Origin of the sequence: Micromonospora sediminicola, from assembly GCF_900089585.1 — a bacterium.
Classification (GTDB): Bacteria; Actinomycetota; Actinomycetes; order Mycobacteriales; family Micromonosporaceae; genus Micromonospora; species Micromonospora sediminicola.
On the sequence record NZ_FLRH01000004.1, the window covers coordinates 1,754,939 to 1,776,933 of the forward strand.

At 74.4% G+C, this 21,995-nt stretch carries 25 protein-coding genes and 1 tRNA gene; 10 read left to right on the forward strand and 16 right to left on the reverse strand.

The annotated features are described in order from the left end of the window. Positions 1-557: 557 nt before the first annotated feature. Together GA0070622_RS33330 and GA0070622_RS29755 are read left to right on the forward strand one after the other, a co-directional pair. Positions 558-962 carry a G5 domain-containing protein gene (locus tag GA0070622_RS33330; protein WP_245666903.1) on the forward strand — a complete coding sequence of 135 codons (405 nt, stop codon included), beginning with the start codon at positions 558-560 and terminating at the stop codon, positions 960-962. A 70-nt stretch (positions 963-1,032) separates the two neighbouring features. Next, on the forward strand, positions 1,033-1,497 hold the full coding sequence (locus tag GA0070622_RS29755; RefSeq protein ID WP_091582574.1) for a hypothetical protein: 465 nt from the start codon (positions 1,033-1,035) through the stop codon (positions 1,495-1,497). A gap of 6 nt (positions 1,498-1,503) precedes the next feature. Here the strand turns inward: GA0070622_RS29755 and GA0070622_RS29760 are convergent, their stop codons facing one another. Together GA0070622_RS29760 and GA0070622_RS29765 are read right to left on the reverse strand one after the other, a co-directional pair. Beyond that, positions 1,504-2,373 (reverse strand): alpha/beta fold hydrolase, encoded by an 870-nt coding sequence (locus tag GA0070622_RS29760; protein ID WP_091582577.1) that lies wholly within the window; start codon positions 2,371-2,373, stop codon positions 1,504-1,506. 101 nt (positions 2,374-2,474) lie between these two features. Continuing rightward, complete coding sequence (locus tag GA0070622_RS29765) at positions 2,475-4,589, reverse strand: cellulase family glycosylhydrolase (RefSeq protein ID WP_091582580.1); 2,115 nt, start codon at positions 4,587-4,589, stop codon at positions 2,475-2,477. Between the two features lie 212 nt (positions 4,590-4,801). Between GA0070622_RS29765 and GA0070622_RS29770 the strand changes: the two genes are divergently transcribed. Together GA0070622_RS29770 and GA0070622_RS29775 are read left to right on the forward strand one after the other, a co-directional pair. Beyond that, positions 4,802-5,188, forward strand: a complete 387-nt coding sequence (locus GA0070622_RS29770) for a VOC family protein (protein ID WP_091582582.1) — start codon at positions 4,802-4,804, stop codon at positions 5,186-5,188. 161 nt (positions 5,189-5,349) lie between these two features. Then, positions 5,350-5,883: a hypothetical protein gene (locus GA0070622_RS29775; protein ID WP_091582585.1), complete on the forward strand. Its 534-nt coding sequence runs from the start codon at positions 5,350-5,352 to the stop codon at positions 5,881-5,883. 350 nt (positions 5,884-6,233) lie between these two features. On the opposite strand, the gene GA0070622_RS29780 is transcribed toward GA0070622_RS29775, so the two are convergent. The 6 genes from GA0070622_RS29780 to GA0070622_RS29805 all read right to left on the reverse strand — a co-directional run bounded on the left by GA0070622_RS29780 (position 6,234) and on the right by GA0070622_RS29805 (position 12,647). Continuing rightward, a tRNA-Ala gene (locus tag GA0070622_RS29780) sits at positions 6,234-6,307 on the reverse strand. Positions 6,308-6,492: 185 nt separating this feature from the next. Next, entirely contained in the window at positions 6,493-7,275 is a 783-nt protein-coding gene (sepX, locus tag GA0070622_RS29785) for a divisome protein SepX/GlpR (protein WP_176558730.1), read from the reverse strand. A gap of 179 nt (positions 7,276-7,454) precedes the next feature. Continuing rightward, positions 7,455-8,096, reverse strand: a complete 642-nt coding sequence (locus GA0070622_RS29790) for a GNAT family N-acetyltransferase (RefSeq protein WP_091582591.1) — start codon at positions 8,094-8,096, stop codon at positions 7,455-7,457. Positions 8,097-8,148: 52 nt separating this feature from the next. Then, positions 8,149-9,462, reverse strand: coding sequence for a molybdopterin molybdotransferase MoeA (locus GA0070622_RS29795; RefSeq protein WP_091582594.1), 1,314 nt, complete (start codon positions 9,460-9,462; stop codon positions 8,149-8,151). Continuing rightward, the gene (locus GA0070622_RS29800; protein WP_091582597.1) at positions 9,459-10,448 is read right to left on the reverse strand and encodes a UTP--glucose-1-phosphate uridylyltransferase; all 990 of its coding nucleotides are present in this window, start codon (positions 10,446-10,448) and stop codon (positions 9,459-9,461) included. The genes GA0070622_RS29795 and GA0070622_RS29800 overlap by 4 nt, the downstream gene beginning before the upstream one ends. Before the next feature lie 9 nt (positions 10,449-10,457). Continuing rightward, positions 10,458-12,647: a sensor domain-containing diguanylate cyclase gene (locus GA0070622_RS29805; protein ID WP_176710593.1), complete on the reverse strand. Its 2,190-nt coding sequence runs from the start codon at positions 12,645-12,647 to the stop codon at positions 10,458-10,460. Positions 12,648-12,729: 82 nt separating this feature from the next. Here GA0070622_RS29805 and GA0070622_RS29810 point away from each other — a divergent pair, with 82 nt between their 5' ends. Continuing rightward, positions 12,730-13,377, forward strand: coding sequence for a 5-formyltetrahydrofolate cyclo-ligase (locus GA0070622_RS29810; RefSeq protein WP_091582599.1), 648 nt, complete (start codon positions 12,730-12,732; stop codon positions 13,375-13,377). Between the two features lie 34 nt (positions 13,378-13,411). On the opposite strand, the gene GA0070622_RS33620 is transcribed toward GA0070622_RS29810, so the two are convergent. Continuing rightward, positions 13,412-13,561, reverse strand: a complete 150-nt coding sequence (locus GA0070622_RS33620; protein ID WP_342672793.1) for a hypothetical protein — start codon at positions 13,559-13,561, stop codon at positions 13,412-13,414. Between GA0070622_RS33620 and GA0070622_RS33625 the strand changes: the two genes are divergently transcribed. Both GA0070622_RS33625 and GA0070622_RS29820 read left to right on the forward strand, forming a co-directional pair. Next, positions 13,491-13,793 (forward strand): FmdB family zinc ribbon protein, encoded by a 303-nt coding sequence (locus tag GA0070622_RS33625; RefSeq protein WP_342672792.1) that lies wholly within the window; start codon positions 13,491-13,493, stop codon positions 13,791-13,793. The genes GA0070622_RS33620 and GA0070622_RS33625 overlap by 71 nt on opposite strands. 179 nt (positions 13,794-13,972) lie before the next feature. Continuing rightward, positions 13,973-14,455, forward strand: a complete 483-nt coding sequence (locus GA0070622_RS29820) for a flagellar biosynthesis protein FlgA (RefSeq protein ID WP_091582605.1) — start codon at positions 13,973-13,975, stop codon at positions 14,453-14,455. 21 nt (positions 14,456-14,476) lie between these two features. On the opposite strand, the gene GA0070622_RS32765 is transcribed toward GA0070622_RS29820, so the two are convergent. After that, positions 14,477-14,653 (reverse strand): hypothetical protein, encoded by a 177-nt coding sequence (locus tag GA0070622_RS32765; protein WP_172967859.1) that lies wholly within the window; start codon positions 14,651-14,653, stop codon positions 14,477-14,479. Positions 14,654-14,767: 114 nt separating this feature from the next. Here GA0070622_RS32765 and GA0070622_RS33345 point away from each other — a divergent pair, with 114 nt between their 5' ends. Further along, positions 14,768-15,397 (forward strand): hypothetical protein, encoded by a 630-nt coding sequence (locus tag GA0070622_RS33345; protein WP_245666905.1) that lies wholly within the window; start codon positions 14,768-14,770, stop codon positions 15,395-15,397. A 6-nt stretch (positions 15,398-15,403) separates the two neighbouring features. Here GA0070622_RS33345 and GA0070622_RS29830 read toward each other — a convergent pair whose 3' ends face one another. Further along, positions 15,404-15,886: a DUF2231 domain-containing protein gene (locus GA0070622_RS29830; protein WP_091584230.1), complete on the reverse strand. Its 483-nt coding sequence runs from the start codon at positions 15,884-15,886 to the stop codon at positions 15,404-15,406. A gap of 162 nt (positions 15,887-16,048) precedes the next feature. On the opposite strand from GA0070622_RS29830, the gene GA0070622_RS29835 reads away from it, so the two are divergent. Together GA0070622_RS29835 and GA0070622_RS29840 are read left to right on the forward strand one after the other, a co-directional pair. Further along, positions 16,049-16,477 (forward strand): Fur family transcriptional regulator, encoded by a 429-nt coding sequence (locus GA0070622_RS29835; RefSeq protein ID WP_091582607.1) that lies wholly within the window; start codon positions 16,049-16,051, stop codon positions 16,475-16,477. Between the two features lie 35 nt (positions 16,478-16,512). Further along, entirely contained in the window at positions 16,513-17,364 is an 852-nt protein-coding gene (locus GA0070622_RS29840; protein WP_091582610.1) for an oxygenase MpaB family protein, read from the forward strand. Between the two features lie 6 nt (positions 17,365-17,370). Here the strand turns inward: GA0070622_RS29840 and GA0070622_RS29845 are convergent, their stop codons facing one another. The 5 genes from GA0070622_RS29845 to GA0070622_RS32245 form a co-directional block, all read right to left on the reverse strand. Then, entirely contained in the window at positions 17,371-18,216 is an 846-nt protein-coding gene (locus tag GA0070622_RS29845; RefSeq protein WP_245666996.1) for a RecB family exonuclease, read from the reverse strand. A 132-nt stretch (positions 18,217-18,348) separates the two neighbouring features. After that, positions 18,349-18,963, reverse strand: coding sequence for a MarC family protein (locus GA0070622_RS29850; protein WP_091582616.1), 615 nt, complete (start codon positions 18,961-18,963; stop codon positions 18,349-18,351). Between the two features lie 31 nt (positions 18,964-18,994). After that, a complete protein-coding gene (locus GA0070622_RS29855; protein WP_091582619.1) occupies positions 18,995-19,861 on the reverse strand; it encodes a PHP domain-containing protein in 867 nt (288 codons plus the stop codon). 10 nt (positions 19,862-19,871) lie between these two features. After that, positions 19,872-21,155, reverse strand: coding sequence for a WD40 repeat domain-containing protein (locus GA0070622_RS29860; protein ID WP_091582622.1), 1,284 nt, complete (start codon positions 21,153-21,155; stop codon positions 19,872-19,874). Then, positions 21,155-21,985, reverse strand: a complete 831-nt coding sequence (locus tag GA0070622_RS32245; RefSeq protein ID WP_141561848.1) for a SigE family RNA polymerase sigma factor — start codon at positions 21,983-21,985, stop codon at positions 21,155-21,157. Before GA0070622_RS32245 ends, GA0070622_RS29860 begins: the two co-directional genes overlap by 1 nt. Positions 21,986-21,995 lie beyond the last annotated feature (10 nt).

Genomic DNA, 21,995 nt, shown 5'->3' on the forward strand with positions numbered 1-21,995 from the left:
GAGTGGGGCGGGGTCGGCCGGGGCTGATCGGCCGGGTGTCTGTCGGACGGGCGGGCGGCGTGCGACCTACCGGCCGGAGTCGCCGGTCGGCCGGGTGCGTCACGGGTCCCGCCGATTGGTCCGGATCCCGCGACTCATCGTTCTGACCTGCTGCCGGAGCGTCGCCTGGGAGCGCTCCGATTGACCCGCTGGCAATCGTTGCGGACGCAAGCAGACTGTGGTGCGTGACGAACCCATCACCGCATCACCCCGGGCCCGTTCCGTTCGGCCCGACGTACCCGGCGCCGAGGCAGTCGTGGTGGCGCCGACTCTCCGGCGGAGCCAAGGTCGCGGTCGTGTCCGCGGGCGTGGTCGTGCTGTGCTGCTGCGGCGGTGTGGCGATCGGCGCCGCCACCGACTCCCCGGGCGGACCGGGCCAGAAGGATGCCGCACCCACCACGTCCGCGCCGAGCGAAGTCGAGGCGGCGGCACCGGCACCGGCGGTCGTTGATCTACCGAGCTCGACGCCGACCGCGACCCCGACCGAGGTGAGCCCGAGCGCCTCTCCGTCGCCTCAGGTGCAGATCAGGACCGTCACCTCGACCGCGAAGATCGCCTATACCACCCGGACGGTCAAGGACCCCACCCTCGCGAAGGGAACCAAGAAGGTACGGACTCGCGGCGTCACGGGAATCCGTACCCTCACCTACCAGGTGACCGTCACCGACGGGGTGCAGACCTCGAAGAAGCTGCTCCGGTCCGTGGTCACGAAGCAGCCGGTCACGCAGGTGGTCGCGGTCGGCACCAAGCAGACGCGCCAGTGCGACCCGAACTACAGCGGAGCGTGCGTGCCGATCGCGAGCGACGTGGACTGCTCCGGAGGCAGCGGCGACGGTCCGGCGTACGTGACCGGTCCGGTCCGGGTCATCGGCAGCGACATCTACGACCTGGATCGCGACGGCGACGGGATCGGCTGCGACTGATCCCGCGGAAGCCCGGTACGACACTCGCCTGAGGACGGTCGGGCGGCTCCCTCGCCCCTATGCTGGCCCGATGGTTCTCGCTGACGCCACCGGATCCTGGACCGGCACCAACGGCTTCCGGCTGATGCCGGCCGACCCGCTCGCCGAGTCGCCCGCGACGCTGACCGTGGCGACGGCTGCCGGCGGTCACCTGACCACGGTGTCGTACTCGTGGGCGCACCCGACGGACGGGCCGCAGGACGGGCTGCTCGTGATCGCCGCCGGGGACGAGCCGGGTTCGCTGGCCGCCTGGTGGGGCGACTCGTGGCACCAGCAGCCCACCGCGATGACGCTCGCCGGCACGACGGGCGGGGTGCCGGAGGTCGAGCTGTCCGCCGAGTACGGCGGCGGCTGGGGGTGGCGGATCACCCTCGACGCCGCCGACCCGACGACGGTGCGGTTGCGGATGGAGAACGTGGTGCCCGCCGACCAGGCGGACCCGGACACGCCGGCGGGCCCCTACCCGGTCATGGTCGCCGACCTGCGCCGCGCCTGAGCCCGGTCAGGCCGAGGCGTCGAGAATCTCCCGGAGCCGGGCGGCGAACTCGTCCGGCTTGCCGGCGTAGCCGCCCTGGTCGCCGAGGAAGCCGCCGTGGTGGCTGGGGAAGACCGCCGGCCGCCCGCCGAGCAGCTCGGCCGCCGCCGCCGTCGTGCGCGCGGTGAGGGTCTCCGCGGACTCCTCGCCGACCGCGAGGACGACCCGGGTACGCGTCACGCGCAGCCCGTCGACGTCCGGCCGGTAGCCGGTGATCGCGGTGGACCGGTCGGAGAGCAGCGGGTCGTCCCGGGTGCCGTCGTCAGCGGTCGGCAGCCCGAACGCGGCCGGGTCCGGCGCGGGCCGGGCGAAGTAGTCGTCGGTGAACTCGCCCCGCCAGGACGTCATGGCCATGAACGCGGCCATGCCGGCGCCCCAGCCGTGCCTGTCGTACGCCTCCTGGCAGGCGGCCGTGGCCCGCGCGGCGGCCTCGGCGTCGGGGAGCAGCGCGACCAGCGGCGGTTCGTGCGCCACCAGCGTGGCCACCGTGCCCGGGCACGCCGCCACCAGGGCGAGCGCGGTCACCGCCCCGCCGCTGCTGGCGAACATGTCGACCGGCCCCGCGCCGAGGGCGTCGACGACGGCGCGTACGTCCGCGGCCTGGACCTCGGGCACGGCGTCGGTGCGACCGTCCTTGCGCACGCTGCGGCCGAGCCCGCGCGGGTCGTACGTGACGACGGTGCGGTCCGGGAAGTGCGAGGCCAGCACGGTGAAGCCGTCGGCGCACATCGGCTGGCCGATCATGAACAGGGGCCGGTGCGCGCCGGCGGCCGCGCGGGGTTCGTGCACGTCGTAGACGAGGTCGACCTCGGGTGTCTGGAGCGTCTGTGTGGTCATGCCCCTGTCGACCGGCGTCGGGCCGGAAAGTCATCGGCCGGCGCGAAAGGCGCGGCTCCCGGCGGTGTCGACGCCCACCGCCGCGAGCCGCGCCGTCGCGGTCAGCTCACCGTGCCGGTGACGGTGCCGCCGGACTCGGTGACGTGGTAGGTCAGCGTGGTGCCGCTCCAGAAGTGGAACGTCAGGGTGACCCGCTGACCGTCGTTGACCTCCGCGAAGAACTCCGGCTTCAGCGCGATCGTGTTGCTGCTGTAGTCCGGTGCGAAGGTCACGTCGAACTCCTTGAACGACGTCCAGTTCTGCGGACCGGCGTTGCTGCCGTCGGCGTACTTGGCCTCCATGGTGGCCAGCTGGTCGCCCCGGAACTGCGCCGGCAGGGTGAACCCGCCGGCCGGGCCGGTGGCGTTGCCGAGCACCGGCGGGTCGTACGTGATGATGCTGATCCGCCACGGCACGCCGGCGGAGAAGCGGGCCTGAAGGTTGGCGTTCACCCCGTACGCCCGGGAGCCGACCAGCCGGGTCAGCGCGGACGCGGTGAGCGTGAGGGTGCTGCCGGAGATCGTGTAGTCGGTGCCGTTGACCAGGTCGGTGGTGCCCTGGCGCAGCCCCTGGAACGTGGTGCCGTTCAGGTTGAGCGTCAGGCTCTTGGCGGTGATCGAGCCGGTGCGCGGCACGTACACCTGGTCGCTGGACGCGGTGCCGGAGCGGGTGGTCCAGCTCGACCTGATCTGCGCGAACAGCTCGGGGTCCTTCCAGACGAAGGACGTCCGGTCGAAGTGCTGGCCGTTGTCCCAGAGCTGGGTGGTCAGCTTGCGGCTGCGCGCGTAGTGGCCGAGGAACTCGAAGAACTTGAGCTTCTCGCCCTGTTCGATGGTGCCGGTGTGGCGGTCGAACCCGAGCAGGCCGTACTCGCCGATGATGACCGGGATGTTGCGGGTGACGAAGGCGTTGTGGACCCGGTCGAACTGGTCGGTCAGGTCCTGCTGCACGGTCGCGTCGAACCGGGTGCCGCCGGCGATGTTCACGCTGAACGGCCAGTAGCCGTAGAAGTGCACGGTGGCGATCAGGTTCGGGTCGTTCAGGGAGTTGAACGTGCTGGTCAGCTCGTCGACCCGGGCCTGCTCGGCGGAGGTGTGCAGGGTCGGCAGGACGAGCAGCCGGGTGGCGTTGCCACCGCCGGACTGGCGGACGATGCGGTGGAACGAGGTGTTCAGCTCGTTGAGCAGGCTGGCGTTCTGCGCGTCGCCGGAGCTGCCGGTGAACTGCGGCTCGTTGACGCTCTCGAACACGAGCTTCGACGAGCTGTCCCGGAACGCGGCGGCGATCTGGGTCCAGAGCGCGTTGTAGCGGTTCAGCACTGTGGTGCGGTCGGTGGGCATCGTGTTGATCCACTGCCACGAGTCGTGGTGAATGTTGATCACCACGTAGAAGCCGTCCGCGAGGGCCCAGCCGACCACCTCGCGTACCCGGCTGAGCCAGGCCGCGTCGATGGTGTAGTTCGGCGCACCGCCGTGGTGGTTGCTCCAGGTCACCGGGATCCGGATGCTGTTGAAGCCCTGCGCCCGCACGTTGTCCAGCAGCGCCTGGGTCACCCGCGGGTTGCCCCACGCCGTCTCGTCGGCCCCGACGGCGTCGAACGAGTTGCCGAGGTTCCAGCCGGGCTGCATGGCGGCCACCGCCGCCATCGCGTTGCCGGCCGGCGGCGGCGTGGTGGGGGGCGGGGTGGTCGGGGGCGGCGTGGTGGGCGGGGGCGTGGTGGTGGGCGGCGGCGTGGTCCCGCCGACGCCGCCGGTGCAGGCCACCCCGTTGAGCGAGAACGAGGTCGGCGCGGTGTTGGCGCCGGACCAGGAGCCGTTGAACCCGAACGAGACGCTGCCGTTGGTGGGGATCGCGGCGTTGTAGCTGACGTTGGTGGCGGTGACCTGGGCGCCGGAGGAGGTGACCGTGGCGTTCCACGCCTGGGTGACCTGCTGGCCGGACGGGAACGTCCAGCGCAGGTTCCAGCCGTTGACCGGGTCACCGAGGTTGGTGACGGAGACGTTGGCGGTGAAGCCGCCGGCCCACTGGCTGGCGGTCGTGTAGCTCACGCGGCAGCCGGCCGCCGCCTGGGCGTTGGTCGCCAAGAGGGCGGTGCCGGCCACGAGCGTCGCGGCGGTCGCCGCGACCAGGCCGACCCGCAATCGGGCCCGGTTCGCGGTACGGGAAAAGCCGAGCATCGGGATTCCTTCGTGGTGGGGTGTGCGCGTGGACGGGACAGGCGGGGCGCGCACCCGCCCAGCGCGAGAGTAAGTTTGGATTCCAAACATTGTCAATCGGTGCTGATAGATGTTGGCGGGCGTTCGCGAAGCAATCGCGGTCGGCGCGGTAGCGACCGGCCGCGACGACCCGCCCATAAGGTGCGAGGACACCGCGATCGAGGGGAGACACAGTGGAACGTGTGACGGGCATCGGCGGGGTCTTCTTCCGCGCCCAGGACCCGGACCGGGTCAACCGCTGGTACGCCACCCACCTCGGGGTCGACCTGGCGCCGGAGTCCTACGAGGTTTCCTCCTGGTGGCAACAGGCCGGCCGCACCGTCCTGGCGGCCATGCCTCCGAACTCCGAGCACGTCGGCGGTGTCGAGCACTCCTGGTCGCTCAACTTCCGGGTCGCCGACCTGGACGCCATGGTCACCCAACTCCGCGGCGCGGGCATCGCCGTCGAGGTCGACCCGGAGGAGTACCCGAACGGCCGGTTCGCCAGCCTGCGCGACCCGGAGGGCAACGTCGTCCAGCTGTGGCAGCCGGACGGAGCCGACAGCCGCGGGCCGACATGAGACCCGCGGGGGCCCTGATCGCTTCGTCAGCCATTGTCAACAGTGCCCTCGCGGTCGTCGGTGGTACCTGCGGCGAAAACAGTGCCCCCCATACAGCGAGGGCGGCCGATACGATGCGGCCACTTGTTCGAGCGCGTTTCCAGAGAGAAGGACGAGGTTTAGTGTCCACCCATCGGAACAGCTCCCGCCGACCACGCTTCCGGCTGGCAGCGGCCATAGTCGCCGCCCTCACCTTCTCCACCGGCACAGTCGCGGCCACGTCCACGGCGGCAAGCGCCGCGACCCAGTCCGCCAACTGGCAGTCATTCACCTTGACGAGCAAGTGGACGTGCAACTACCGGACCCTGAACCAGCGCGCGGGAACCGTCACCGTGGCCGTATGCATCATCGTCAACGGCAACCTGACTCAGCCCGCCCTCATCATCAAGAACTACTCCGGCAACTCGATCAAGTTCGATGCGATCAACTATTTGATCACGAGCGGCAACCAGGTAGACACGACCTACTGCAACAACACGCTCCTGAGCAACGGGTACGAGACCGCATGCTTCGGCCCCACCAGGTCCTTCTCTTGCGGCAGGGCGGTGCAGGGTCTGGGCACCTTCTATCTTTCGGATCCCTACTCGCCGGACTGGCCGGACCTCTTCTACCAGGACACGTACTTCTCGCAGACACGGCAGATGTGCACCACCTGACAATCGGCCTCACCCGCCGACGCATCCGCTGGCCGCTGATTCGACGCACGATCGGAGTCGCCGGATGCGCGACGGACTGCTGCCGCGAGACGATTGCCATCGTTGCGTCTCGCGGCAGCCATCCGCGCTCCTGAAGGCGACTCGACGAGCACCCTGAGCAATGTCGCGGCCTGGAGCACCTGGAACGCCGTCGGCATCGGCGCTGCACGATCCACGACGGGCAGAGGCGGATCTACCTCACGACGCTCCCCACACCGCTGCCGGACCAGCGATCACCGGCTGCTGGCCCGCACTGCTGCACACGAACGAAAAGGCCGCCCCCGACGAGCGGGAACGGCCTTCGAACTGGGTGGAGCTGAGGGGATTTGAACCCCTGACCCCCTCGATGCGAACGAGGTGCGCTACCGGTCTGCGCCACAGCCCCTCCGCCGGCGAACCAGCGTTGATCCCGCCCGGCTCGCACCGGGCGGTTCGGCGACAAGGCTAACAGGTCGCGCACCCGGCACGCGAATCACCCCACCGGACCCGGCAGCGCCAAGTCGGGGAAGTGGGGGCATCCGGCGCACTGGGACACCGCCACTTCCCCGAACTGGAGTCGATCAAGAGAGGTCAGGCGCCGCGGCCGGACTGGTAGGGGCGGCCGCGCAGGCCACCCGCCCGTCGGTAGGACACCGAGCCACCGCTCGCGGCCGGGGGCAGGTCCGCCGGGCGGTCCAGGCCCATCGCCGTACGCCGGACCGCCTCGCGCTGGGCGGCCAGCCGGCGCTGCGCCTCCCGCCGGGCCGCCGCTCGGCGGGCCTGCTCACGGCGTACCTCGGCCTGGCGGGCGGCCAGCCAGGCGGCCTCCCGGGCCTCCGCGCGCCGCCGCCGGCGCTCGGCCAGGGCGCGCTGGCGCAGGTGCACGACGTACGCGACGAGCAACGCGCCGGTCACCGAGACGCTGATCCAGAACCCGGGGCCGACCAGCACCACGCCGACCAGCTCGACCAGGTTGAGCAGCAGCAGCGCGGCGAGCACCCGGCGACGCCGGTAGACGGCGGGGGTGTGCCGACGCCGGGGCGGGTGCCGTCGGCGGGACTGCGCCGGGACGGCCGAGACGGGCCGGAGCCGGCCGGAGCGGCGCCGCACGGGCGGCGCGGAGACCGGCCGGGCGAGACTGCCCGTGTCCGAGTCTTCACTGAGGGTGACCACGAGGGCGCGCGGCGGGTGCAGCGGTCGCCGCCCGGGCACGGTGCGGCGTCGACGCTGGCGCTGGAGCACCCGCGCCGTCGACTGCGCCCGCTCCGCCACCAGCCGCTCGGTGGCGTCGTACCGGCGGACCAGCGCCGGAGCGAGGGCGAGCAGACCGGCGGCGGCGAGGACGGCGAGGAGCACCGACGTGGGCACCCTCACCCCTCCCGTCACCAAGTTCGGGGCGAGCGCCACACGGCCGCAACTTCTTCCGTCGACCGTCGTTAACGGCGCACATCGTGCGGGCGGGCAGCGCTTGCCACAGCTTGCAGTTACTTGAGGTTACGGGCCGCCGACCAGGTTCACCGTGCGCCGCGCCGGGCGGTCACGGTCCGAACGCGTCACCGCCGGGTGTCACGTACGCGGTGCCACCGCGCCAGCAGGCCGCCCTCGGCGGCCACTTCCTCGCCGGTCATCGCGTATCCGATGTGGTCCCGCCACGCGCCGTCGATGTGCATGTAGCGCACGTGGTAGGCCTCCTCCCGGAAGCCCAGCTTCTCCACCACCCGCCGGGAGGGGACGTTCTCCGGCCGGATGTTCACCTCGATCCGGTGCAGGCCGCCCGGGCCGAACGCGTGGTCCACGGCGAGCGCCACGGCGGTCGGGATCACCCCACGACCGGCCACCCGGGAGTCCACCCAGTAGCCCACGTACCCGGAGCAGAACGCCCGCCGCACGATGCTGCCCACGTTGAGGTGCCCGACCAGCCGCTCCCGCCCGTCCTCGCGCAGGCAGACCGCGAACGGCATCCCGTCTCCGGTACGCGCCGACCTGCGCTGGTCGGCGTGGACCAGCCGGAACGCGGCCGGAGAGTTCGTCTCGTCCCAACTGCCCGGCACATGCGACTCCCACGGGGCCAGCCAGCTCCGGTTCGCCCGGCGGATCTCGGACCAGGCGAGGGCGTCGGACCGACGGTACGGCCGCAGCACCACCGGACCGTCCACCAGCACCGCCGGCCACCCCGGCGCCCGCCGGAACCTCACGGAGCTAACCTCCCGCTCGCGACTGCGGGGCTCGCAAGCTCACTCCTCGCGCTCACCGGCGCCTGTCCAGCAACAACACGTCCACCGTGGACCCCGCGGCGGCGGTCTGGACCCGCTCGCCGAGCACCAGCAGGCCGTTCGCCTCGGCCAGGCCGGACAGCGTGAACGGGCCGCCGGCCAGCGGCTGCACGGTGTAGCCGCCGCCCCGTCGCTCGGCCACGTGCGCGGGCCGGAACTCGCGCAGCCCCACCGGCGACGAGACCGTCTCCAGCAGGTGCGCGCGGACGCTGGGCCGGAACACCGGCTCGGCGCCGGCCAACAGTTGGATGGCCGGGCGGGCCAGCACCTCGAAGCCGATCAGCGCCGCGCCGGGCTCACCGGGAAGACACACCACCGGCACCTCCTCGGCGCCGACCGTACCGAACCCGAGGGCGGTTCCGGGATAGAGGGCCACCTCTGTGAAGGTGACCGGCCCGGCCCGGCCGCCGTCGCGGCGGGACAGGATCCGGCGGACCATGTCGCCGGGGCCGGTGCCGGTGCCGCCGGTGGTGATGATCAGGTCGGCGCGCAGCGTCTGGTCCTCCAGCAGGCCGCGCAGCGCCTCCGGGTCGTCGTCGCAGATCCCCACCCGGTACGCGAGCGCGCCCGCCTCGGCCGCCGCCGCGGTCAACGCGTGCGAATTGGTGTCCACCACCTGGCCGGGCTGGCTGCCCCGGCCCACGTCCACCAGCTCGTCGCCGGTGGCCACGATGACCACCCGGGGGCTCGGGCGTACCACCACGTGGCCGATGCCGGTGGCCGCGAACACGGCGACCAGGGCCGGCGAGACGTACGCGCCGGCACGGGCCAGCAGCGTGCCGGCGACCAGTTCCTCGCCGGCGCGACGCAGGCCGTAGCCCCGCTTGGGCGCGCGGAAGATCTCCACGGCGGCCATGCCCTGGTCGGTCCACTCCACCGGCACCACCACGTCGGCGCCGATCGGCAGCGGCGCGCCGGCCGCCACCGAGAAGCACGAGCCGGGGGTGAGCCGGACCGGTCGCCAGCTCGGCGCGCCCAGGTCGCCGACCACGTTGAGCCGGATGCTGCGCCCGCCGGGCATACCGGAGGGGGCCGGGACATAGCCCGGCCCCCGGCTCCCTCCGGAGATGTCCTCCCAGCGCGCGGCGTACCCGTCCACCGCCGCCTGGTCGAAGGCGGGGTAGGAGTGCGGGGCGACCACGTCCTCGGCGAGCACGTTGCCGTACGCCTGGGTCAGGTCGAGGTCGAGCGGAGGCAGCGCGCGTAACCTGCGCAGCACACTGCCCAGGTAGTCGGCGAGCGGCGTCAACTCGTTCGCGGCCGCCTCGGCGTCGGCCGTCGCGGTCATGTATCGGCACCGCCGGACGTGTCGCGCAGGCCGTTGAGGATGGCGTCGGTGACCGTCTCGTCGCCCTTGTTGACGAACTCGGCCAGCCACTTGCGGAACTCGGCGCCCAGGTCCTCCCGCTCGGCCGCGATCTGCACCACGGTCTGCAGGTAGCCGAGCGGCATGCCGGTGTCGTAGCGGGTGCCCCGGTAGACGATGGCGTGCACCGGCACGCCCTCGGTCCGCAGCAGCTCCATCGCGTCGGTCAGCTGGATCTCGCCGCCGCTGCCCGGCTCGGTGCGCCGGATCGCGTCGAAGATCTTCCCGGGGAGGACGTACCGGCCGAGGACGGCCAGGTTGCTGGGGGCGTCCTCGGGGCTGGGCTTCTCGACCATGCCGGTGACCTTGACGACCTCGGCGATGTCGGCGTATTCCGACTCGGCCGGCTCGACGGAGGCGATCCCGTACCGGCTGGTCTCGGCGGGGTCGACCTCGAAGAACGCGAGCACCACACCGCCGGTGCGGGCCTGCAGCTCCAGCATGGCCGGCAGCAGCGGCTCGGAGGGCTTGACGAACTCGTCGCCGAGCAGCACCGCGAAGGGCGCGTCGCCGACGTGCGACTCGGCGTACCCGACGGCGTGGCCCAGGCCGAGCTGCTCCGGCTGGCGGACCGTGTAGACGGCGGCCAGTTCCTCGGTGCGCTTGACCGCGGCCAGCAGCTCGGGCTTCTTGGCGAGCCGGTCCTCCAGGTCCGGCCGCCGGTCGAAGTGGTCCACCATCGAGGTCTTGCCCCGCCCGGTGATCAGCAGCACGTCGCCGATGCCGGCCTGGGTGGCCTCCTCGACGATGTACTGCAGCACCGGCCGGTCGACGACCGGCAGCAGTTCCTTCGGGACCGCCTTGGTGGCCGGCAGGAACCGGGTGGCCAGGCCGGCGGCCGGGATGACGGCCTTGACCGCGCGGGAGCGACCGGGGGCCGCTGAGGGGTTCGCTGAGTGCTCCGACATGCCGCGAGACTATCGGCCACGGCTCTGCCGCGGCGGGTGAGGACCGGAAGACGCGCCGCCCTGTGCGGTGCCCGTCGGGTCCGCCGTGCCGGCCCGGGGCAGTCCGTCCGGCGGGCTGACCGTGGCCGCCACCACCGGAATCTCCTGCGTGGGAGCCGGATCCGGGACCGGGGCCAGGCGGTAGCCGTCCCGGCCGGCGGCCTTCGCCGCGTAGAGCGCGTCGTCGGCGGCGTCCAACACCTGCTGGCCGCCGGCGGCGTGGTCCGGGTAGACGGCGATGCCGATGGAGACCGTCACCGGCACCCGGACCGGCTCGTCGCCGTGCCCCTCGACCGGCACCGGCTGGTCCCGCACCACCGCGCCGAGCCTCTCGGCGACGATCGTGGCGCCGCGCGCGTCGGTTTCCGGCAGCAGCACCACGAACTCCTCGCCGCCCTGCCGGAACGCCAGGTCGACCTCGCGGATCACGCCGCGCACCCGGCGGGCGAACTCGACCAGCACCGCGTCCCCGGCGGCGTGCCCCCAGGTGTCGTTGACGTCCTTGAACCGGTCCAGGTCCAGGGCGAGCACGCTGAGCATCCGGCCGAACCGGTTCGCCCGCTCCACCTCCCGCCGGATCGACTCGCGCAGGTAGCGGTAGTTCCACAGCCCGGTCAGCGGGTCGGTCAGGGAGAGCCGCTGCGCCTCCTCGTGCACCCGGACGTTCTCCACCGCCACCGCCGCGTGACCGGCGAAGGTCCGCAGCGTGACCAGGTCGTCGTCGTCGAACTCGTGGCCGCCGAGCCGGTCGTAGAGGGCCAGCACGCCGAGCGCCCCACCGGGCGGGGCGGGCGGGTCGCCGTCGGCCGGCGGGTGGCCCGGCCGGTCCGGGCCGCGCGACTCGGCGGCGCCCGGGGCGGCGAACGGCACCGCCACGTACGTCTCGCAGGACGGCTCCCCGGCCGGCGCGTCGGGCGGCGCCCACCGGCCGCGCAGCGGCTCCCCGGTCGCCGCGACCGCGCCGACCACCCCGGCGCCCACCGCCACCCGCAGCGTCGCCGGGTCGGCTGGTTCACCCGTCGGCCAGCGTCCGGTCAGCCCCTCGACGCACTGGCCGACCAGCACGCCGTCGCCGTCGAGCAGCAGCACCGCGCCGGCCCGGGCGCCGGTCGCGGCGATCGCGCTGTCCAGGATCACCCGCAGGATGCGTTGCAGGTCGTGCGTGCTGGCCAGCGTGTCGCCGAGCACCGCCAGGTGGTTGCGGAGCTGGTCGCGGCTGCTGGTGAGCGCCGCCACGTAGCTGCCGGTCTCCCGGGTCATCCGGTTGAACGCGTCGGCCAGCCGGCCGATCTCGTCCCGGCTGCGCACCGGCACCCGGGTGGTCAGGTCGCCGTGCGCCACCCGGTCCACCGCGCCGGCCAGCTCGACCAGCGGTCGGGTGGTCACCCGGGCCAGCCGCCAGGCGGCCAGCACGGCCAGCAGGGCGGCCAGCGCGACGGCCGCGAGCAGTCCGCCGTACAGGCCGGGCGGCCGCTCGCCGGGCACGGAGAGCACCAGCGGCAACGGCTGCCCCGGTGACGGCCCCACCCGGCGCACGTAGCGACCGTCGCCGGTCCCGGTCACCCGGTCCCCGTCCGCCCTGCGGGCGGCGGCCAGCACCGCTGCGCGTACCCCCTGGTCCTCGGTCGTGTGGGTGATCCGCCCAGGGTCGTCGAGGAGGGTGACCCCGACGCCGGTCACGGCGGCGAGCCGCGCCACGAAGGCCGGGTCGACGGGCTGCGCGGCGGCGACCGCGCCCAGGTCGGCGCCGGCCGGGTCGCGGAGCCGGACCTCGGCGGCGAGCGCGCCGACCGGCCCGGCGGGCGGACCGGCGCAGTCCTGCCACGGACGGGTCGGGCCACCGGCGGTGGCGTAGCGGGTGTCCCCCGCGGGGTCGGCGATGCGGACGGCGGCGGCCAGGCCCCGGCCGACCACCTGGTCCGCGACGCGCGACCGGCCGAGCGGGTCGGCGGCCAGCGCGACCGCGTCGGCCGCCGCGCGCAGTTGCTGGCAGAGCGCGTCGACCGAGGTCCGCACGCCGGCCGCGGCCAGGCCCAGCCGCTCGGTGGCGCGGCTGCGGTCGACCGCGCTCAGCGTGGCCCCGACGAAGAACGCGCCGAGCAGGACGGGGCCGAGGACCACCACGAGGAACGCCGCCGTCAACCGCCCACGTAGCGTCATCTTCCCCCCGGAAGTTCCGCGCCCCTTGGTGCGATGCTGACACAGAGCGACCGGTAGGCAAGCGTTGCGTCAGGAGTGTTGCATGCCGAAATTTTCGGATGACGTGCACGAGGCGAAGCGGGAGCTGCGCGTCGCGCTGCTCGCCGCGCGTCGGTCGCTGTCCCCGCCACGCCGGGCCGAGGCCGCGGCGTCCGTGCAGGCCGAGCTGGTGGCCCTGGTACGCCGGCTGCGCCCGGCCCGGATGACCGCGTACGTGCCGGTGGCCTCCGAGCCCGGCGGCGACGACCTGCCCGACGTGCTGCGGGCGGCGCTGCCGGCCGACGCCGGGCTGCTCCTGCCGGTGCTCCGCGACGACCTGGACCTGGACTGGGCCGCCTGGACCGGCCGGGAGTCGCTGCGCGCCGCCGGGCGGGGCCTGCGCGAGCCGACCGGTCCGCCCCTGGGCCGCGCCGCCGTGGCCGGGGCCGACCTGGTGGTGGTGCCGGCGTTGGCGGTGGACCGCCGGGGCGTCCGGCTCGGCCGGGGTGGCGGCTCGTACGACCGGGCGCTGGCCCGGGTGCCGGCCGGCGTGCCGACCGTGGCGCTGCTGCATGACGGCGAGCTGGTGACCTCGGTTCCCACCGGTCCGCACGACCGCCCGGTGCACTGGGTGATCACCCCGTCCGACGGGCTGGTCGCGGTGCCGGGTGTGGGGCCGGGCGCTTCCGCTGGACGAACCCGGGTGCGATGACGCACCATTGGCACTCGAAGACCACGAGTGCCAGTCAGGCCGTCTGAGATCCGGAGGAGAACGTGCCCACGTACCAGTACGCCTGCACCGCGTGCGGCCACCAGCTCGAGGCGGTGCAGTCCTTCTCGGACGAGCCGCTGACCGAGTGCCCGGCGTGTGAGGGGCGGCTGCGCAAGCTCTTCAACTCCGTCGGCATCGTGTTCAAGGGCTCCGGCTTCTACCGCACGGACTCGCGTTCGTCCGGTTCCGACACCGCCGCCGCGAGCAAGCCGGCGAAGTCCGAGTCGTCCTCGTCGTCCGACTCCTCGTCCTCGTCGTCCGGTTCGTCCTCGTCCGGCTCGTCGTCCTCGGGGTCGTCCGGTTCGACGTCGGGCTCCTCGGCGAGCAAGACGCCGGCGGCGTCCAGCTCCACCTGACCCACGCTCCTCGACCGTGGCCGCTCCCGTACGGGGGCGGCCACGTTCGCGTGCCCGCTCGGTCGAGGGGCGCGACGGGCGGTTGTCCACAGGGCGCCGGGTTGTCCACAGGGACGGCGCGTGACGGGTGGGCGCGCCTAGCCTCCTGTGCGACGGTCCGGTCGGCGGGAGGGACGACGGTGGCGGGTGACGAGGGGACGTTGCGTCCGGTTCGCTGGCGTGGTCTGCCCCGGCGCCGAACCCTGCTGCGGGTGACCGCGGTCGCGGTGCTGCTCGGGCTGGCCGCAGCCGTGTTCCAGACCCCGGCCGGCTGCCCGCCCGGTGCGGAGCCGGCCGCCGGCCCCACGGCCGGGGCGGGCACGCCGCCCTCGGGAGCGCCGGCACTGCCCGCCGGGGCGGTCGGGGTGCCGGTCCGGCTGGCCGAGCCGGCCGCCCTCGCGGTGCTGCGACCGGGCGCCCGGGTGGATCTGCTCGTCGTGCCGGCCGGTGGGTCGGCCGAGCCGACGGTGGTCGCCCCGCGCGCGCTGGTGCTGGAGGTGGTGGGCGCGGCCGGGGCGGTCGACGGCACCTCGGCGCTCTATCTGGCGCTTCCGCCGGAGCAGGCGCGTCGCGCCGTCGGCCTGCCCGAGGGCAGCCGCTTCGCCGTCGTGGTACGCGGCTGACGCCGGCCGGGCCCGCTCGGGTCAGCCCCAGTGCGGCGGGCGCTCGGCGAGCAGCCAGTCGTCGTCGCGGCCGGGGCGCTCGCCCCAGCCGTGGTCGGTGTCGTCGGTGGTCTGCTCGGGCAGCACCACGAGATCGTCGCTGAGGTCGACCACGCGGTCGTCGTCGCCGCGCGGGACCCGGATGCCGGGGTCGGTCACGAGCGACAACGATACCGCCGCCCGGCCGGACGGGTCCGCCGCGACGCGGGCGGGCGAGCCGACGTCGCCGCGTCGGGCGGCCGAGCGGCCGGGGCGTTGGTAGCGTCGGACGGCGTGACGACGCCGAGCGGTGGCAGCCCCGACGACGAGACCTGGCGACGCCCGGAGCATCCGGCCGACGCCGACGAGACCGCGATGACGGAGCAGCCGGCCGGCACCGACGAGACCGCGATGACGGAGCAGCCGGCCGGCGTTGACGAGACGGCGGTCCCGGCGCAGCCGACCGGTACACCGGAAGCCGGCCCGCCCCGGGAGGGGCAGGGTGCCGCAGCGGCCGAGCCGGAGCCGGTCACCGGCGCGGCGGGGACCGCCACAGCGGAGGCCGCACCGGCCGGGTCCACCAGCCCGTGGTCCCGCGAGGGGGCGATCGAGAGTCCCTGGGCCCGGCCGGACCCGGCCGCGCCCGGTGGTTGGGCCGCGACGGCCGGCGAACTGCCGGACCCGTCCGGGAACCAGGCGCCGGCCGGGTACGCCGGGCCACCGCCGAGCACCCCTCCGCCGCCCGGTTGGCGGCCGCCGGTGCACGTGCGGACGCCACCGCCACGACAACTCCCGCCGCAGGACATGGCCGCCATGGACCAGGCGGAGCAGCGCGCCCAGCGGGTCACCTACGGCGTCGGCGCGGTCGTCGGCGCGGTGCTGGTGCTGCTCACCTGCCTGCTGTGCTCGCGCGTGCTGTTCTGACCGGCGTCAGACGATCCCGTCCCACACCATCTTGGCGCCGCTGTCGCCGGTCAGGTAGACGTACACCAGCGCGAAGACCGCGAGCACGGCCGCCACGGCGGTGAGCGCCAGGGGCAGCCAGCGGGGCAGGTTCCGGTCCCGGGTGAAGCGGCTGGTCACCAGCAGCAGCAGGAGCGCCACGACGGCCAGGCCCAGCGTGAACCAGAGCAGCGTCTCCCCGTACTCGGAATGTTCGTGGATCTTCTGGAGCCCTTCGGCGGGGTAGCCCCGCGACTCCAGCGCCTCCTCCAGTTCCTCGCCGGACTCCGTCGCCACCCAGGTGACGATCGGGGTGACCACGGCGAGCGCGCCCACCGCCCAGTCCAGCCGGGGCCGCCAGCGGGGCAGCACCCCGTACGCGACGGTGAGCAGCGCCAGCAGCGGCACGAGCACCACCGCGGCGTGAATGACCAGGACGTGGCCCGGGAGACCGTTGACTTCCCTGAACACCGACACCTCCGGCAAGTGGGTGGAACCGCGCGGTCAGCGTACGACGAAGCGTGGCCTACTTCGACACACGCGTTCCGCACCGTTCCGGTTCACGCTGTGGCCCCGACCACCCGCGAAGAACGCTCGCTTGTCGGCCCGCCGACCCCGTGCTGTCATGGATCCATGTCCACGGGTGAGGAGTTGCTCCGGTCGCGGGGCCTGCGGGTCACCCGGCCCCGCCTCGCCGTGCTCGACGTGCTCTCCGGCGGCGGTCACCTGGAGGTCGACGAGATCACCCGGCGGGTCCGCCAGCGGCTGGACTCGGTCTCCACCCAGGCGGTCTACGACGTGCTCGGCGCGTTGTCCCGGGCTGGCCTGTCCCGCCGGATCGAGCCGGCCGGCAGTCCGGCCCGCTACGAGGCGCGGGTGGGCGACAACCACCACCACGTGGTGTGCCGCGGGTGCGGCGAGATCGCCGACGTGGACTGCGCGGTCGGCAGCGCGCCCTGCCTGGACCCGAACGTGGCGCACGGCTTCGAGCTGGACGAGGCGGAAGTGACCTTCTGGGGGCTCTGCCCGGCCTGCCAGTCCCGCCGTTCCGCCGACGTCTGACGAGGCGCCCGCGCCCGGCGTGGCACTCTTGACCGGTGGACACCGAGGATCTCGGCCTGTTCGGTCCGGGGTCGGTCACGTGGAAGGTGCACGAGGAGCCGATCCTGATCGTCGCCGGCCTGCGCTCGCTCTACCTGCAGGCGTTGCACCCGCGCGCGATGGCCGGTGTCGCGCAGAACAGCAACTACCGCTCCGACGCCTGGGGCCGCCTGGTCCGGACGGCGAACTACGTGGCGACGACGATCTACGGCACCACCGCCGACGCGGAGGCGGCCGGCCGGCGGCTGCGCACGCTGCACGCCCGGATGCGCGCCACCGACCCGTTCACCGGCGAGGAGTTCCGCGTCGACGACCCCGACCTGCTGCGCTGGGTGCACGTCACCGAGGTCGAGTCGTTCGTGAGCACCGCCCGGCGGGCCGGGCTGGCGTTGAGCGACGACGAGGTGGACGGCTACTACACCGAGCAGCGCCGGTCGGCGGCCCTGGTGGGGCTGGACCCGACCGACGTGCCGGGCACCGCCGCCGAGGTCGCGGCCTACTACCGGGACGTCCGTCCGCAGTTGCGGATGACCCGGGAGGCGGCCGAGACGGCGCTGTTCCTCACCGCGCCACCGATCCCGTGGAAGCTCAGCCTGCCGGTGCGGCTCGGCCTGACGCTCGGTCCGCCGCGCTGGGCCTACCTGGGGGTCGCGGGGACCGCGCTGGGGTTGCTGCCGGCCTGGGCGCTGCGGCTCTACGGTGGGCTCGGCCTGCCCACCACCGCGATGTCGGCGGACCTGGGCGTGCGGGCGCTGCGACTCGCGCTGGCGGCGGTGCCCCGGCGCTACCGGGAGGGGCCGTTGCAGCAGGCCGCCAAGGAGCGCGCCGCCCGTCTCACGGCGGCCTGAGACGCCTCAGTCGGCGTCGCCGACCGGCTCGGCGAGGCGGTCGACGGCGGACCAGGGTTCCTTGCCCGGGGTCTGCGCGCCGGTCGGGCAGGTGCGCCGGTAGTCGCACCAGCCGCACCGGGGCCCCGGCTCGGTGGGGAACGCCGCGTCGGGATCGGCCCCGTCGGCGACCGCCCGTTCGGCGGCCATGATGTCGCGGGCGGTGTCCTCCGCGCGGCTGAGCTGCCGGTGCAGCGACTCGGGCGTGTGCTCGTGCGCGGCGACCGTGCCGGTGGGCAGGTGGTGCAGCTCGACCCGGCGGCACGGCTTGCGGAACACCCGCTCCGCCGCGTACGCGTAGAGCGCGAGCGCCTGCGAGCCGCGCGCGTCGTCGGCGTCCAGCCCGGTGCGGCCGGTCTTGTAGTCGACGATGACCAGCTCGGGCCGGCCGTCCGGGCCGGGGCGGGAGTCGATCCGGTCGGTGCGGCCGTTGAACGCCAGCACCGCGGTCTTCACCGCGACCACCCGCTCGACGCCGACCGGCTCGTCGGCCGGGTCGAGGCCCGCCACGTAGGACTCCAGCCAGGCCAGCGCCCGCCGGAAGGCGTCGCGCTCCTGCTCGTCGTCGCGGTAGCCCTCGCGGACCCAGGTGCCCTTGAGCAGGGTGCCGAGCACCTCGGGGCGGCGGCGGTCGGGGGCCGACGCATACCAGTTCTTGAGCGCGGTGTGCACGCTCGCGCCGAGCGAGTTGTGCGCCCACGGCGGCCCCTTGGGCGGGGCCGGGCGGTCCACGTAGGCGTAGCGGTAGCGACGGGGGCAGTCGGCGTAGGCGCCGAGCTTGCTGGGGGTGCAGACGAAGAGCCGCTCCGGCATGCCCTCGAAGCCGAGCTGCTCGGCCTGCTCGGCGCGGGGCCGGGGCGGCCGGCCGCCGGCGGGTCGTCCGGTCGGTGAGGGTCGTCGCACGCCTGAGATCCTGCCATCCGGGTGCGACAGCGGCCGGCCGGCTCAGGCGTTGTTGAGGTATTCGGTCACGAAGGCGGCGATCGCGTCGGCGATGAGCTGCACGGCGATGGCGGCCAGCAGCAGGCCGGCGATCCGGGTCAGCACCTCGATGCCGCCCGGGCGGAGCACCTTGACGATCCCGCCGGAGAAGCGCAGCACCACCCAGACGGCGACCATCACTGCCACGATGGCCAGGGCGATCGCGACATAGTCGGCGACGCCGCCGGCCCGCTGCACGAACAGCATGGTGGCCACGATGGCGCCGGGACCGGCCAGCAGTGGGGTGCCCAGCGGCACCAGCGCGATGTTCGAGGTGACCTGCTGGCTCGGGTCGTCCGCCTTGCCGGTCAGCAGCTCCAGCGCCACCAGCACCAGCAGCAGACCGCCGGCGGCCTGCAACGCGGGCAGGTCGACATGCAGGTAGGCCAGGAGGGTCTGCCCCGCCACCGCGAAGATCACGATGACCCCGAGCGCCAGCGCGACGGCCTGCCAGGCGGCCCGGTTCCGGTCGCGGGCGGGCAGCGGCCCGGTGAGCGCGAGGAAGATGGGCATCATTCCGGGCGGGTCGACGATCACCAGCAGGGTCACGAAGACCTCGCCGAAGAGCTTGAGATCCACGCGGACACGGTAGCGGTGCCGTCGGAACGCTTCAGCCTGAAGCGACCGGGGTCACCCCCCGGGCCAGCCCGACGATCCGCTCGTACGCCTCGGGCCCCGTGGTGAACGCGCCGAGCCGCACGGTCTTGTGCGAGCCGTGGAAGTCCGACGAGCCGGTGACCAGCAGTCCCAGCTCGGCGGCGAGCCGCCGGACGTGTTCCCGCTCGGCCGGGCTGTGGTCCTCGTGGTCGGCCTCCAGGCCGGCCAGGCCGGCCGCCGCCAGCTGCACGATCAGGTCGTCGGGCACGATCCGGCCACGCCGGCTGGCCCTCGGGTGGGCGAAGACGGGCACGCCGCCGGCCGACCGCACCAGCGCCACGGCGCGGAACACGTCGATGTCGTCCTTCGGCAGCCGGTACCGCTCCCCCAGCCAGTCCGGGCCGAACGCCTCGGTGGTGGTGGCGACCAGGCCGGCGCGGATCAGCGCCTGGGCGATGTGCGGGCGGCCGACCGTGCCGCCCGCCGCGCCGGCCAGGATCTCCGACCAGCTCACCGGGATGCCGTCGGCCTGGAGCAGCCGGACGATCCGCTCGCCCCGCTCCTCCCGGGCCCGCCGGACCCGGGCCAGCTCCGCGGCCAGCTCGGGCTCGTCGGGGTCGAAGAGGTACGCGAGCAGGTGCAGCGGGATCGCCGGCTCGACACCGAACCAGCGGCAGGACAGCTCCGCGCCGCGGATCAGGGTGAGGCCGCGCGGCAGGGCGGCGACCGCGTCCGCCCAGCCCGCCGTGGTGTCGTGGTCGGTGAGCGCCACCACGTCGAGGCCCGCGTCGGCGGCGGCCCGAACCAGGTCGGCCGGGCGGAGCGTGCCGTCGCTCGCGGTGGAGTGGGTGTGCAGGTCGATGCGGGCGGAGGCGCTCACCCGCCCGACGCTACGCCCCGTCGGGCGGGGTGGGGACGTCGGCCACCACGACGGGTCGCGTGCCCGTGGTCACCCCGGAGACCGCCGACGGGGTCGGTTTCTCGCCGGCCAGCACCCGTTTGGGTTCGACCCGGACCAGCTCGCCCGCGGCGTCCACGTGCAACGCGACGCCGGCCCGGGACCAGGCGACCGCGCCGGAGAGCGCGGGGCCCGCCGGGTGGGCCGCCGGGGTGGCCCCCAGGTCGGTCAGGTCGACCAGTTGGGCGGCGTCTCCGGCGCCGTTCACCAGGAGCCACCGCCCGTCGGGCGAGACACCGCCGAGGCCGTCGACGGCCGGCTTCGCGCCGCAGCCCGTCCGCACCGGGGCGAGCCCGCGTGCCGGGTCGAGCAGCGCCAGGCAGGGTTGCCGCGCCGCGCCGGCGGTGACCAGGCCGACCAGCCGGCCGTCCGGCCGGGCCCCGTAGACGGCGTGGACGTCCGGGTTCGCCGAGCCCGGCAGGCCGCCCGCGGCCCGCCGCCAGACGCTCATCCCGCCCTGGTCGGGCTGCCGGAGGAGCACGTCGTCGCCGGTGAAGCCGACCGGCACCACGCCGGCCGGCGCGGTCACCCGGACGGGCGCGATGAGCTGCCCGGCGACCACCCCGGCGGCGATCAGCTCCGGGCCGTCCCGCCAGGCCACCTGCCGACCGTCGGCGGAGATCGCGACCGCGTCCGCCGCGGCGAGCATGACCTGCGGCGTGTTGCGGTCGGTCGGCGGCACCCACCAGAGGGTACGGCCGGCCGCGGTGGCCGCCGAGGTCACCAGCCAGCCGCCCTGGTCGTGGACGCGCTGTGCCCGCTCGACCCCGTCCACCCCGGTCAGCGCCCGCCGTTCGCCGCCGCTGACCTCGAGCCAGCCGTCGACGAGCAGGTCGAGTTCGGCGCGGACGGAGCCGGACCGGGTCGTCGGCGTGGACTCCGAGGGGAACGGGGACGGGGAGAACCCGGGCGGGTCGCCGAGCACCACGGTGGGCGTGCCGCCGGTCCCCGCCGGCCCGGTGATCTGGGCAATCCCGGCGGTGACCAGGACCGTCGCCACGCTGGCGAGGGCCAGCCCGGTGAGCGCGCGACGGCGGCCGGCGCGGCGGGCCCGGCGCATCGCCGCGCCGGCCGGGTCGGCGCCGAGAGGTCGGGGCGTGGCGACCTGACGGGACAGCGTGTCCCGCAGCGCCCGCTCCAGCTCGTCCTCGCTCACGGGGAATGGACGCTCCGGGCCGCCCGTCCGGTTGTCGGCGTGCTGTCGGATGCCGCTCATCAGGTCTCCGCCGCGACCGGGACGGCGGGACGGACCGGCGCGGCGACCTGCGGCGACGCCGGGCGGGCGGCTTCGGCGGGCCGCCGGGCGGGCTCGGCCGGGGCACCGACCGGCTCGGCCGGGGCGCGGGACGCCGGGGCGCCGACCGCTCGGGCCGGGGTGCGGGGGGCCGCTGACACGTCGGGGCGGCCGGCGGAACCGGCCGGGACGCGGGGGGCCGGCGCGGCGGGTTGGCGGGTCGCTGCGGGCCGGGTGCGCGGCCCGCTCGGGGCGGGCGCGCCGCGGACGACCGGTTCGGCGGACCGCTCGACCGGATCGGTCGGCAGACCCAGGGCCGTCTCCGAGCCGAGCCGGCGGCGCAGGGTGTTCAGCGCCCGGGAGGTCTGGCTCTTGACGGTGCCCGGCGAGATCTCGAGCAGGGCCGCCGTCTGCGCCTCCGACATGTCCTCGTAGAAGCGCAGCACCAGCACGGCCCGTTGCCGCGCCGGCAACGCCTGCAGGTGCCGCCAGAGCGCGTCCCGGTCGAGCTGCTGCTCGATCTCGTCGACACCGGCCCGCTCCGGCAGCACCTCGGTCGGCCGTTCACCGTGCCACCGGCGACGCCACCAGCTGGTGGACGTGTTGACCAGGACCCGGCGGGCGTACGGCTCGATGGCGTCGATCCCGCCGAGCCGCTTCCAGGCCAGGTAGGTCTTGGTCAACGCGGTCTGGAGCAGGTCCTCGGCGGTCGCCCAGTCGCCGGCCAGCAGGTAGGCCGTGCGCAGCAGGGCGCCGGAGCGGGCCGCGACGAACTCGCGGAACTCCTCCTCCAGCGGATCCCTGCTCGCCACGCTCACCTCC